10 protein-coding genes are annotated in these 12,325 nt (G+C 68.3%); all 10 read left to right on the top strand.

Annotated features, from left to right (window positions below):
• Positions 1-196: 196 nt before the first annotated feature.
• The 10 genes from MLE18_RS11345 to MLE18_RS11400 all read left to right on the top strand — a co-directional run bounded on the left by MLE18_RS11345 (position 197) and on the right by MLE18_RS11400 (position 12,308).
• Positions 197-1,717 carry an MBOAT family O-acyltransferase gene (locus MLE18_RS11345; RefSeq protein ID WP_243438916.1) on the top strand — a complete coding sequence of 507 codons (1,521 nt, stop codon included), beginning with the start codon at positions 197-199 and terminating at the stop codon, positions 1,715-1,717.
• 7 nt (positions 1,718-1,724) lie between these two features.
• Positions 1,725-2,705 carry a hypothetical protein gene (locus MLE18_RS11350; RefSeq protein WP_243438917.1) on the top strand — a complete coding sequence of 327 codons (981 nt, stop codon included), beginning with the start codon at positions 1,725-1,727 and terminating at the stop codon, positions 2,703-2,705.
• 181 nt (positions 2,706-2,886) lie between these two features.
• Positions 2,887-3,909, top strand: a complete 1,023-nt coding sequence (locus MLE18_RS11355; RefSeq protein WP_243438918.1) for an NAD-dependent epimerase/dehydratase family protein — start codon at positions 2,887-2,889, stop codon at positions 3,907-3,909.
• Between the two features lie 180 nt (positions 3,910-4,089).
• Positions 4,090-4,647, top strand: a complete 558-nt coding sequence (locus MLE18_RS11360; RefSeq protein ID WP_243438919.1) for a hypothetical protein — start codon at positions 4,090-4,092, stop codon at positions 4,645-4,647.
• Positions 4,647-6,218 (top strand): hypothetical protein, encoded by a 1,572-nt coding sequence (locus MLE18_RS11365; RefSeq protein WP_243438920.1) that lies wholly within the window; start codon positions 4,647-4,649, stop codon positions 6,216-6,218. The genes MLE18_RS11360 and MLE18_RS11365 overlap by 1 nt, the downstream gene beginning before the upstream one ends.
• 40 nt (positions 6,219-6,258) lie before the next feature.
• The gene (locus MLE18_RS11370; protein WP_243438921.1) at positions 6,259-7,266 is read left to right on the top strand and encodes a lysylphosphatidylglycerol synthase transmembrane domain-containing protein; all 1,008 of its coding nucleotides are present in this window, start codon (positions 6,259-6,261) and stop codon (positions 7,264-7,266) included.
• A 180-nt stretch (positions 7,267-7,446) separates the two neighbouring features.
• On the top strand, positions 7,447-8,022 hold the full coding sequence (locus MLE18_RS17980) for an acyltransferase (RefSeq protein ID WP_336605579.1): 576 nt from the start codon (positions 7,447-7,449) through the stop codon (positions 8,020-8,022).
• A complete protein-coding gene (locus MLE18_RS11385; RefSeq protein ID WP_243438922.1) occupies positions 8,016-10,073 on the top strand; it encodes a DegT/DnrJ/EryC1/StrS family aminotransferase in 2,058 nt (685 codons plus the stop codon). The genes MLE18_RS17980 and MLE18_RS11385 overlap by 7 nt, the downstream gene beginning before the upstream one ends.
• Entirely contained in the window at positions 10,066-10,842 is a 777-nt protein-coding gene (locus MLE18_RS18130; RefSeq protein ID WP_336605580.1) for an acyltransferase, read from the top strand. The genes MLE18_RS11385 and MLE18_RS18130 overlap by 8 nt, the downstream gene beginning before the upstream one ends.
• Entirely contained in the window at positions 10,842-12,308 is a 1,467-nt protein-coding gene (locus tag MLE18_RS11400; protein WP_243438923.1) for a B12-binding domain-containing radical SAM protein, read from the top strand. The genes MLE18_RS18130 and MLE18_RS11400 overlap by 1 nt, the downstream gene beginning before the upstream one ends.
• Positions 12,309-12,325: the final 17 nt, after the last annotated feature.

The following is a 12,325-nucleotide window of genomic DNA, read 5'->3' on the forward strand; positions in this document are numbered from 1 at the left end:
CCGTCCGGGGAGGGCGCGGGCGCTGCCCCGGGGCCGGAGCCCCAATTCCTTGACTTTGCCCGGTGCCTCGTCCAAAAAACGGCTTCGCGGCCACGGCCCTGATGGCCGGCAGCCCGCCGGACCGTCCCCGCCCGCGGCGCCCGCTCCCGCGTGGCAGCCCCCCGGCCCTGAGCACGCCCTGTGATGAAGGATCGCGATGCTTTTCTCCTCCATTGAATTCATATTTTTCTATCTGCCCATCACGCTGGGGCTGTATTTCGTCCTGAGCCGGTGGTCCCACAAGTGGGGCATCGCCTGGATGGCGGCGGCCTCCATCTTCTTCTACGGCTGGTGGAAGGCGGGCTACCTGGTGCTGCTGGGCGCCTCCATCCTGATGAACTACTTCGTCGGGGAATCCATTCTGGACAGGAAGGCCGCCGGGAGCCAGCGCCAGGCCAAACGCATCCTCACCCTGGGCGTGGCCCTGAACCTGGCCCTGCTGCTCTATTACAAGTACACCAACTTCCTGGTGGGCGCGGCCAACGCCCTGCTGGGCGCGAACCTGCCCAACCCGCCCATTGAGCTGCCCCTGGGCATCAGCTTCTTCACCTTCACCCAGACCGCCTACCTGGTGGACTGCTACGCCCGGCAGGTGCACCGCTACGGCCTGCTGAACTACGTGCTGTTCGTCTCCTACTTCCCGCACCTGATCGCGGGGCCTATCCTGCACCACAACGAGATGATGCCGCAGTTCAACACCCGGAAGCGGCACTATTTCAACATGATGGACTTGGGCGTGGGGCTGACGCTCTTCGCCATGGGCCTGTTCAAGAAGGTGGTGGTGGCGGACAACATCGCCTACATGGCCAACATCGCCTTCAAGGAGAGCGCCGGCAAGGAGCTCATCCCCTTCTACATGGCCTGGAAGGGCTCCCTGGCCTACACGCTGCAGCTCTATTTCGACTTTTCGGGCTATTCCGACATGGCCCTGGGGCTCTCGCGCATGGTGGGCATCAAGCTGCCCGTGAACTTCCACTCGCCCTACAAGGCCCGCAGCGCCGTGGACTTCTGGCAGCGCTGGCACCGCACCCTCTCGCGCTTCATCCGGGACTACCTCTACATCCCCCTGGGCGGCAGCCGCAAAGGCGCGGTCCGCAAATACGTGAACCTGGCAGTCTCCATGTTCCTGGCCGGGGTCTGGCACGGCGCGGGCTGGACCTTCATCGTCTGGGGCCTGATGCACGCGGCCTACCTGATGGTCAACCACCTCTGGCGCGACCTCAAGAAGCTCCTGGGGTTCGGCCCCAGGGCGGGGGGAGGGCAGGGCAACCTGGTCACCAACGCGCTCTCCTGCCTGCTGACCTTCTTGGCCGTGAACTTCGCCTGGGTCATGTTCCGGGCGGACACCCTGCAGAGCGGGACCACGGTGATGCGCTCCATGCTCGACTTCGGCAAATGGCGGGACTACGCGGCCCTGAACGCCATGGACATCCGCGAGATGGCGGCGCTGGGCCTGCTGCTGGCGGCGGTGTTCATCCTGCCCAACACCCAGCAGGTGCTGCGCCGGTATTCGCCCGGCATCGGGCTGTACAGGGGCGAGCGCCACTTCCTGCTGCGGGGGCTGGTCTGGAAGCCCACGTTGGGGTGGGCCCTGGTGGTGGCGGTGCTGCTCACCGCGAGCGTGCTCACGGTGTTCACTTCCTTCAAGAGCCTCGAATTCCTGTACTTCCAGTTCTAGGACAGCCATGAAGCTCCGCCGCTACCAAGTGTACATGACCGTCGTGCTGCTGGTGTTCGCCGCCGCGGTCCTCTTCTTCACGGGGGCGTTCAACTTCGGCGGGGGGCGCACGCCCTACCTCTCGATCAAGCCCACCCCTCCCGGCGCGGACTGGTACATCGACCTGCAGTGGGGCCTGACCGAGACGCACTACTACGTGCTCTACCACGGCATCGGGCCCTCCGTTGACAACGCCCGCCAGGCCGACATCGTGCTCCTGGGCGATTCGCGCTCCCTGCTGGGCTTCGACTGGCGGCAGGTGGAGGCCTTCTCCAAGGCCCACGGCGTGCGCATCTTCAACCTGGCCATCGACGGGGCCACCGGCTGGGAGTTCCCCCTGGCCATCATGAAGAAGCACGGCATCCACCCCAAGGCCGTGGTGTTCACGGTGCCCTCCTTCGTGGCCAACGCCATGTTCCAGGCCGCCAAGGAGGCCATGGAGACCAGCTGGCTCACCAGCTTCAAGTACGTGCTCTCCGGCGAGACCCTCTGGCGGGTCAAGAACGCGGCGGCCCTGGTCTCGCAGCCGATGTACTCCTGGCTCTACCCGCGCCAGTCCTTCAACGCCACGTACCGCTCCACCATCAACGGCTGCTGGTTCCGCGACGACTGGCTGGACACCCCCCACATGCCCATCAAGAAGGCCGACGAGCCCTGCGTGCAGCAGTACGCCATGCCCGGCGAGCTGACGGAGGCCTTCAGGCAGTGGGGGACGTCGGTGGTCGTGGGCAACATCCCCAGCGGCGGCTGGTGCCCCGGCCAGGAGCAGGCCCTGGCCCGCCAGATCGGCGGGGAGGCCGTGGGCGTGGAGACGGACGACCTGCGCACCTACGACGGCTCGCACCTGGACAAGGCCAGCTCCGAAGCCTACACGAGGCGCTTCCTGGAGGGACTCGCGGGCACGGACGCCTTCAGGCGCATCGTTGCCGGGCGGCAGAAGTCCCAATAGCGCGGGCCAATAGCGCGGGCCAATATCGCGGGCCAAGAGCGTGGGCCGAGAGCGTGGGCCAAGAGCGCGGGCCGAGAGCGCGGGATTGACGCCCGGGGGTGAGATGATATGTCTCCCCCTGGCGCAGCGCCCGCCCCGCGCGCGGCGGCCCGCCAACACCACACCGAGACCGTAAGGACTTATGAACACGACAGCACCCCGGTCCCTCTCCGAGCAGGACCTCAAAGCAGCGTTGTCCGGCAAGCGCGTCCTGATTCTGGGCGGGCTGGGATTCCTCGGCTCCAGCCTGGCGGTGCGCCTGCACCGGCTCGGGGCGAAGCTGACCCTGGTGGACGCCATGATCGAGGAGTACGGCGGCAACCCCTTCAACGTGGCGGAGCTGGGCGAAGCCTGCGCGGTCAACTACTGCGACATCCGGGACCGCACCGCCATCGAGTGGCTGGTGCGGGGCCAGGACTACGTCTTCCACTCCGCCGCGCAGGTCTGCCACCTGAAGAGCCTGTGCGACCCCTTCCCTGATATCGACATCAACATCACGGGCACGGCCGTGCTCATGGAGGCCCTGCGCAAGCACAACCCCAGGGCCAAGGTCATCAAGCTGGGCTCGCGCGGGCAGTACGGCCCGGTGCTCAAGCTGCCCGCCACCGAGGAAAACCTCTGCCAGCCCAAGGGCATCTACGAGATCTCGCTGCTGGCGGCCGAGCACATCATCGGCTCCTACCAGCGCAACCACGGCATCCCCTGCGTGCTGGCCCGGCTGACCAACATCTACGGCCCCCGCGCCCAGATGCGCCACAACAAGTTCGGCGTGGCCAACTGGTTCATCCGCCTGGCCCTGGAGGGCAAGCCCATCCCGGTCTACGGCGACGGCCGCATCATGCGCGACTTCCTCTACATCGACGACTGCGTGGACGCCCTGCTGTACCTCTCCATCGTGCCCGAGGCCGAGGGGCAGACCTTCAACGTGGGGCACTCCAGGCCGTCCTCCTTCCTGGAGCTGGCCGAGGTCATCACCTCCATGACCGACACGCCCTGGGAGTTCACGCCCTTCAGCGCCGAACGCAAGACCCAGGAGCCGGGCGATTTCTTCTCCGACATCACCAAGATCCACAGCGTCACGGGCTGGTCCCCGGTGACGGAGCTGCGCGAGGGCGTGGCCAGGACCCTGGAGTACTACAGGGAGCACCTGCCCAAATACCTCTAGCAGCCTGTTGAAAGATTCCCGCTGGCTGCGTTGCCTCGAAAAAGCCAAACCCTCGCGTATGACAGATACGCGTCGGCCTTGGCTTTTTCGTGCGCCTTGCCAACGGGCTTTTTGAACAGGCTGCAAGATGCCCGGATGTTGCGGAGCGGGCCGATATAGGGCACTCCGTTCACACCAATTATGAAGAACCTCACCTCCCCGCGCGTCTGGCTCCCCGCACTGCTGTGCGTGGCGGCCGTGGCCGCGGGGCTCACCCTCTATTCGGATTTCTTCCTGGCGGTGCGCTGCTCCTGCGTGGAGCCGTTCAAGGCCACGCCCCTGGCCAAGGGGCAGCTGCTCTCCTGCTCCAACATCGCCCAGACCATCAGCTGGGAGAGGTCGTCCAACGTCACCCTGGCCAAGGGCGACGCGGAGGGCTGGGACGTGATCAGCCCCACCGACCCGCAGCAGCCCGCCGTGCTGGCCGTGGAGGTCTCGCGCGACCGGGACAAGGCCGTGTGGTTCCCGCGCATGTCCGGCGAGGACTGCTCCATCACCGTTCTCACCGAGGGCAACCGCCCGGTGGACCGCCTGCGCGGCTCGGCCGAGTGGTCGCCCATCGGGGCCAGGCGCTGGCTGAACCTGCGCTGCCTGCGCTACGGCGACGTGGACCACGACGACGTGGTGGAGCTGATCCGCATCCAGATGTACGGCAAATGGGCCCAGGTGTGGTCAAAACAGGGCAAGGTGTTCTTCTGATGCGCCACCTGAGGGAAAGGCTCGGCGCGTACGCGCTGTGGGCGATGCTGTGCGCGTTGCCGTTTCTGGGCGTGTACGTGCTGGTCCACCACGTGCTCAAGGCCTCCATCGCCGACCACTTCCCCTCCAACGGCGACCCCTGCGTGTTCTGGCACGAGATCGCCACCCTGGTGAGCGTGGGGCTCAAGGGCGGGTACTACGGCTACGAGGAGCTGACGGCCCCGGCCGCCAGGTTCGGCGTGGGCACCTTCGCCGCGCACAGCATGTGGTTCCAGATGCTCTACGCCGCCATCGGCAAGGTGGCGGGCTGGAAGCCCCAGACCCCGGTCTGGGTCAACATCGGCTTCCTGACCGCCGCACTGGCCCTGCTGCCCTGGCTCATGCGGGCTGGCGCGCGCTACATTCTGTTCTGCCTAGCCTTCTTCGGCACCTGCCTCTACCTACAGATGTTCACGCCGATCATGATGTCGGAGGCGTTCCAGTTCTCCGTGGCCATCGCGCTGGCCGGGCTCTTCTTCAGGCACATCGAGGCCGGCGGCAGGGCGGGTGCGTTCAGCGCTGCGCTCTGGCTGCTGATCGGCTGCGCGGGCCTCACCCGCTACAGCTGGGCCCTGCTGTTTTTCGCCTTCCACATGCCTTTCGACCGGATGCGCAGTCCCAGGGCCTGGGCCGTGGGCATGGCCAAGGCCGTGGGCGGCTTCGCCCTGTGCTTCGCGGGGTACGTGCTGTTCGCGGCCCCGTACCCCTACGAGCCCTTCCCCGGCAGCCGCTTCGGCATGGCCGTGTACTCAAGCCTGCTGCGCGGCGACGCCGGGCCGCTGGCCGCCCTGATCAAGACCAACTTCCTGGGCGTGTTCGAGCCGGAGCAGTTGAGCGCCCAGCTCATGCTCTTCTGGATGGTGATCGCCTACGCCTTCGCCGCGCCCCTGCTCACCCTCAAGGAGCGGACCGCCTCCGCCCCGGACGGCGGGAAGCTCGCCGGGCTGGCCGTCTTCCATGTCGTGAACCTGGGGAGCATCCTGGCCGCGTCGTTCTTCTACTACTACGCCGCCGTGGGCATGACGGGCCTGCGCCTGGGCATGCCCCATTTCGTGTGTTCGCTGCTGATTATGGCGCGCACCGTGCGGCTGCGCTGGCTCATGCCCGTGCTGGCGCTGCAGCTGGCCCTTGCCCCCGCGCTCATGACGGACATGCGCATGGTGGGCGGCACCGAGTACAGCGGCGTCACGGCCCGGGCCGGTGCCCACGAGCACCGGGAGCTCTTCAGCAAGATCACCTACCGCAAGGGCGCCCCCTCGCCCTGGTGCAACACGGCCCTGGTGTTCGGGAGCTACTCCACGGGTTCGGCCTTCATGTTCATCCCCCCCGAGATGGGCATCAACGACATGCGCTTCCCCGAGGACAAGAACTTCGCCGGGCCGCTCAAGTCGGGCTGGGTCCTGACGCGGGTGCCCGAGGCCAGGAAGATCCTGGAGCGGATTCCCGGCCTGGAGTTCGTGGGCGAGCAGGGCGCGTGGTCGCTGTTCCGCAACACCGCAACCGCGTGCGGCCCCGCCGGCGGCGCGCAGTAGCCCCGTCCCTCGCGCTCAACCCTCAAAGCGCGGCAACGGCATGAAGTTCCTCTCTCTTCTGAAACGCCACGCGGGCCTGATCATCAGCCTGGCGCTCTTGGCCTGGGTGCTCCACGTCGTGGGGCTGGAGGCCATCGTCCAGGGGTTTGGCAGCCTGAGCCCCGGATGGACCGCCGCGCTCTTCGGCCTCTACGCCCTGGGCCTGGCCCTGCGCGCCGCGCGCTGGTCCCGCCTGTTGGAGCCTGTGCTGTCCGTGCCTCTGCCTGCCTCCGCCCACATCATCCTGGTGGGCAACCTGGTCAACAACATCCTCCCGGCCAAGGCCGGGGACGTGGCCCGGGCCCTGCTGCTGAAGCGGCTGCGCGGGGTGGCCCTTTCCGCCGGGATCATGTCCGTGCTCATCGAGCGCATCTTCGACGTGCTGGCCCTGCTGCTCATCTTCCTGCTGGCCATCCTCTCGGTGCATGTGGAGCCGGGCTACCAGGGCGTCGCCCTGGGCATCCTGCTGACCGCCTCGGCCATATTCCTGGGCGCGTTGGCCGTGCTGGTGGCGCTCAAGACCGTGCCCGGAGTCACCGGCCTCTTGCTCTCCCTGGCCGCGAAGCTGCCCGCCGGTCCGGGCGCGAAGCTGGAGGGCCTGATCGGCTCCCTGCGGGACTCGCTGGCCTTCGTCCGCGCGGACGCGAATTTCGCCTGGTTCACGGCCCTGGGCCTCATGGTCTGGCTCGTGGAGGGCCTGACCTTCTGGGTGGGCTTCCAGGCTTTCCATGTGCCAGGCGGAGTGATGGAGGCCCTGCTCGTCTTCTCCCTGGTGAACTTCGGGGCCTTGCTGCCCTCCGCCCCCGGCAGCATCGGGGTGTACCAGGCCAGCGTGGTCTACGCCTTCGCCATGCTCGGGCTGCCCCTGGAGCCCGCGGTGCCGCTGTCGCTGGTGCTGCCGCTGGCGCAGATGCTCTTCAACTCGGCGCTGGGCGTGCTCTCCATGCGCGCCCTGGGGCTGGACGGCTCCTTCCTGCGCCTGGCCAAGGCGGAGCGCCGGGAGCGGTAGGCCCCGCGCCGCTGGACAAACCCGGGGCCGGGGTGCATACCGGCCCCGCGCGGAGGTTGCCAACTGCGCCGCGAATGGCATAAAACCGCACGCCAGCATGGGCGCCCCGCCCGCCCGCCCGCTGGCTGGCCGCGGCGCCGCCGCCCCGGAACCCATCGCCACTCTCCAAGGACACATGTTGTGAGCACCGCCCCGGACTATTTCGTGCATCCCCAAGGCATCTGCGAGAGCCCCCACGTGGGGGAGGGATCGCGGATATGGGCCTTCGCACACGTGCTGCCCGGGGCGCGCATCGGGCGCTTCGCCAACATCTGCGACGGCGTGTTCATCGAGAACGACGTGGTGCTCGGGGACAACGTGACGGTCAAGAACCACGTGGCCCTCTACGACGGCCTGCGCGTGGAGGACCAGGTGTTCATCGGCCCCGGCGTGAGCTTCGCCAACGACACCTACCCCCGCTCCAAGCGCTTCGTGGAGCATCCCCTGACGCGCCTCATGCACGGCTGCTCCCTGGGCGCGGGCTCCATCATCCTGCCCGGCGTCACCGTGGGTCCGTACGCCCTGGTGGGCGCGGGGGCCGTGGTCACGCGGGACGTGCCGCCCTTCACCCTGGTCAAGGGCAACCCGGCCCGGGCGGCCGGGCTGGTGTGCATCTGCGGCGCGCCCTTGAAGGAAGGGCCGGACGGATATTTCTGCACAGCGGGCGACTGGCGCGGGTCCGCCCCCAACCTGGACATGAAGTGCTCCCAATGCTGAATCTTCGCCCGCGAATCGCCGTCGTCGTTCCGGTGTACGGCAACGAGCAGAGCCTGCCCGAGCTGTACGAGCGCATCGTGGCCGCCTGCGACAAGGCCAACGTGGAGCTGACGCTCCAGTTCGTCAACGACCGCTCCCCGGACAACTCCCAGGCCGTCATCGAGGAGCTGGCCCGGCGCGACCCGCGCGTCTGCGGCATCCTGCTCTCGCGCAATCACGGCTCCTTCGTGGCCATCTCCGCCGGCCTGGCCCAGGTGGCGGGGCACGACGCGGCCGTGATCCTCTCCGCCGACCTGCAGGACCCGCCCGAGCTCATCGAGGACATGGTGGCCCACTGGCGCGAGGGCAAGAAGGTGGTGCTCTGCTCCCGGGCCGGGCGCGACGACCCTCTGGCCTCCCGCCTGTTCGCGCAGACCTTCCAGTGGCTGTTCAGGCGCATCGCCCTGAAGGACATGCCCCCCGGCGGCTTCGACTTCTGCCTGCTGGACCGGGCCGTGGTGGAGGTGCTGCTGCAATCCGAGGAGAAGAAGACCTCCCTGATGGGCCTCATCGTCTGGGCGGGCTTCGACCGGGCCGTGATCTCCTACCACAGGGCCCAGCGCAAGCACGGCAGGAGCATGTGGAGCCTGGGGCGCAAGATTTCCTACGCCCTGCAGTCCATCGTGGCCTTCTCCAGCTTCCCCATCAAGATTTTCGGGCTCATGGGCCTGGGGCTCACCGGGCTGTGCCTGGCGGCCATGGTCTACATCGTGCTCGGCTCCATGGCCGGGCTGATCACCACGCCGGGCTGGCCCTCCATCATGCTCTCGCAGCTGGCGGTCATCACGCTGCTCTTCGTGGGCTTCGCCACCATCGGCGGCTACCTCTGGATCAACCTGGAGCAGACCCGCAAGCGCCCCCTGTTCATCATCGACAAGACCGTGGGCCGCACGGGCCGCCCCGCGCTGGGCGAGGGCAGGGTGGCCTTCTTCGACATGGCGGCCGTGTCCCAGCCCATCGCCCCGCAGCTGGCCAAGGCCGCCACGGACGTGCTCGTAAGCCCCCAGATCATCCTGGGTCCCAACGTGGCCCGCTTCGAGCGCGAGTTCGCGGCCTGGCTCGGCGCGCGGCACTGCGTGGGCGTGGCCAACGGCACCGACGCCATCACCCTGGCCCTGTGGGCAGCGGGGGTGAAGCCCGGCGACAAGGTGGTGGTCCCCGCGCTGACGGCCCCGCCCAGCGCCGTGGGGGTGCTGCGCGCCGGGTGCGTGCCCGTGTTTGCCGACGTGGACCCCAGGACCCTCACGTTGGACCCCGACTCCCTGCGCCGCGCCGCGGCCCTGGGCGCCACGGCCGTGCTGCCGGTGCACCTCTACGGCGTGCCTTGCGCCATGGGCCCCATCCTGGGCGCCGCCTCGGACCTGGGCCTGACCATCATCGAGGACTGCGCCCAGTCCACCGGCTCCGCCATCAACGGCGTGTCCTGCGGGCTGTTCGGCAAGGCCGCCGCCTTCAGCTTCTACCCCACCAAGAACCTGGGCTGCTACGGCGACGGCGGCGCGGTCGTCACCGAGGACGGCGACATGGCCGAGCGGTTGCGCCGCATGCGCTTCTACGGGCAGGACGCCTCTGGCGAGTGCGTGATGACCGGCTTCAACTCCCGCCTGGACGAGATGCAGGCCGCGCTGCTCTGCGAGCGCCTGCGCGTGCTGGACAAGGACAACGCCGCCAGGAACGTGGTCGCCGCGTACTACGCCGACCGCCTCCAGGCCCTGAACCCCGTGCCCATGGTGCGCGGCCGCGCCGCGCACCTCTTCGTGGTGCGCCCGGCGGACCGCCAGGGCTTCAGGGATCACCTCAAGGCCAAGGGCATCGACACGGGCGTGCACTACCCCCTGGCGTTGAACAAACACGCCTACCTGGCGGCCAACTCCCTGGCCGTGGACTGCCCCAACGCCGAGGCCGCGGCGGCCAGCGTGGTCAGCCTGCCCTGCCACCCGGCCATGCACCAGGTGGAGGCCGAGCGCGTGGTCGCGGCCTGCCTGGAGTGGAGCGGAGGCGCCGGTGCCTGATCCGCAGGGCCAGGGCGGCGGCCGCCGCCAGGACGTGCTGGGCAACTACATGGCCGAATCCTCGGCCGGGGCCCTGGGCAAATACCTTGAGAGCCGCGCCCGCACGCCCCTGCGCTACGCGGCGGAACAGCTGGCCCAGTACCTCGCGGGCTGGGTGCCCGGCCTGCCGGGCATGGCCCTGCGCCAGCTGCTCTACCGGCCGCTTCTGGCCAAGGGGTCGAGCGCCCCGGTGATGGAGAGCGGCTCCGAGCTTCTGCACATGGACACGCTGCGCTTCGGCGGCAGCGTCTACGTGGACCGGCTCTGCCGCATCCACGGCTCCCGCGCGGGGATCACCCTGGGAGACTGCACGCGCGTGATGCGCGGGGCCTACCTCTGCGCCTACGTGTCCAACGCCCGCGAGGGCGAGGGCATCGTCACGGGCAAGCGCTGCTGGGTCGGCGTCAACGCCGTGCTGGCCTCGGGGCAGGGCGGCCTGACCCTGGGCGACGACGTGCTCATCGGGCCGGGGGCCGTGCTGGTCACCGGCGACCACGATTTTTCGCGCTGCGACATCCCGGCCACCAGCCGGGCCTACACCGGCACCCCCATCACGGTGGGCTCCAACGTCTGGATCGGGGCGGGCGCCATGATCCTGGGCGGGGCGCGCATCGGGGACAACGCGGTGGTGGCCGCCGGCGCGGTGGTCCACTCCGAGGTGGCCCCGGGCACGGTGGTGGGCGGGGTTCCGGCCAAAGTGATCAAAACCATAGCCACAGAGAGCAAGTGATGCGCGTTCTGCTCATGAACGTCCCCGACGCCAACGTCGGCAAGACCACCGACGACTGGGACATAGAAGCCACCGACATCGGCGTGTTCCCCCCCATGGGCATCCTCTACCTGGCCGGGGCCATCCGGGCCCTGGGCCGCCACGAGGTGAAGCTCGTCGACTGCATCCTGGACAAGCTCACCCCCGAGCAGGCCTCCCAGCGCGCCAAGGACTACGCGCCGGACGTGATCGGCCTCACGGTCTACACGCCCAACCTCTACGACGCCCTGATGCTCACCCGCAGCCTGCGCGCCGCGCTCCCCAAGGCGACCATCGTCTGGGGCGGGCCGCACACCATGCTCTTCCCGGCGGAGTCCATGGCCCAGCCCGAGGTGGACTACCTCATCACCGGCGAGGCCGAGGAGACCTTCCCCGCCTTCCTGGACGCCCTGGAGGACGGCAAGCCCCTCGACTTCATCCCCGGCGTCTGGATGCGCAAGGGCGGGGAGGTGGTCAACACCGGCGCCCCCGGCTACGTGCAGGACATCGACAAGCTGCCCTTCCCGGCCTTCGACCTGGTGGACTTCAAGCGCTATTTCAGCGCCATAGGCACGGGCCTGCCCGTGGGCACCATCTGCAGCTCGCGCGGCTGCCCCTTCCACTGCACCTTCTGCTGCAAGCCGTACTCCACCTACCGCTCCCGCAGCGTGGAGAACATCCTGGCGGAGATGGAGCTGTACCACGCCCAGGGCATCCGCGAGTTCTTCTTCTTCGACGACCTGTTCAACGCCTCGGCCAAGCGGGTCAAGACCATCGCCGAGTCCATCCTGGCCAAGAACTGGAAGGACGTGGTCTGGTCCTTCCGGGGCAGGGTGGACGCCGTGGACGAGGACATGCTGCGCCTGGTGAAGAAGGCGGGCTGCCGCCAGATCCTCTTCGGCGTGGAGGACGCCAGCGACGAGGGCCTCAAGGCCATCAACAAGAAGATCAGCGTGGCGCAGGTCTTCCGGGCCATGCGCCTGTGCCGCAAGGTCGGCATCACGACCTCCACCAACTGGATCATCGGCTTCCCCCACCACAAGACCCGCGAAGACATCGTGAAGCTGATCGACAACGCCGTGGCCATCGACTCGGACTTCGCCCAGTTCAACATCTGCATCGTCTACCAGGGCACGGCCATGTTCGACCTGGCCGTGGAGAGGAAGCTCTTCGACCCCGACATCTGGCGCAAGCACGCCCTGAACCCCATCCCCAACTTCGTGGAGCCCATCTGGGAGGAGCACCTCTCCCGCAGGGAGCTCTCGGAGCTGCTCAAGCAGTGCTACAGGCGCTTCTACTTCCGGCCCATGTCCATCCTGCGCAAGGTCTTGCGGGTGCGCCGCCTCTCGGAGTTCATGCTCTTCGCGCGCGGGGCGCTGACGCTTCTCGGCATCAAGGGCTACGCCCGCAAGAAGCACGTCCAGGGCCAGGAGAGCACGGCGCGCTAGCGCCCTCGCCTGGCGCT

It is taken from the genome of Fundidesulfovibrio soli, assembly GCF_022808695.1.
In the GTDB taxonomy this organism is placed as follows: domain Bacteria; phylum Desulfobacterota; class Desulfovibrionia; order Desulfovibrionales; family Desulfovibrionaceae; genus Fundidesulfovibrio; species Fundidesulfovibrio soli.

Bases quoted from the DNA above. Each gene is read 5' to 3' on its own strand.
- MLE18_RS11355 (WP_243438918.1), top strand. From the start codon at position 2,887: ATGAACACGACAGCACCCCGGTCCCTCTCCGAGCAGGACCTCAAAGCA.
- MLE18_RS11400 (WP_243438923.1), top strand. From the start codon at position 10,842: ATGCGCGTTCTGCTCATGAACGTCCCCGACGCCAACGTCGGCAAGACC.
- MLE18_RS11350 (WP_243438917.1), top strand. From the start codon at position 1,725: ATGAAGCTCCGCCGCTACCAAGTGTACATGACCGTCGTGCTGCTGGTG.
- MLE18_RS11360 (WP_243438919.1), top strand. From the start codon at position 4,090: ATGAAGAACCTCACCTCCCCGCGCGTCTGGCTCCCCGCACTGCTGTGC.
- MLE18_RS11345 (WP_243438916.1), top strand. From the start codon at position 197: ATGCTTTTCTCCTCCATTGAATTCATATTTTTCTATCTGCCCATCACG.
- MLE18_RS11370 (WP_243438921.1), top strand. From the start codon at position 6,259: ATGAAGTTCCTCTCTCTTCTGAAACGCCACGCGGGCCTGATCATCAGC.
- MLE18_RS11385 (WP_243438922.1), top strand. From the start codon at position 8,016: ATGCTGAATCTTCGCCCGCGAATCGCCGTCGTCGTTCCGGTGTACGGC.
- MLE18_RS11365 (WP_243438920.1), top strand. From the start codon at position 4,647: ATGCGCCACCTGAGGGAAAGGCTCGGCGCGTACGCGCTGTGGGCGATG.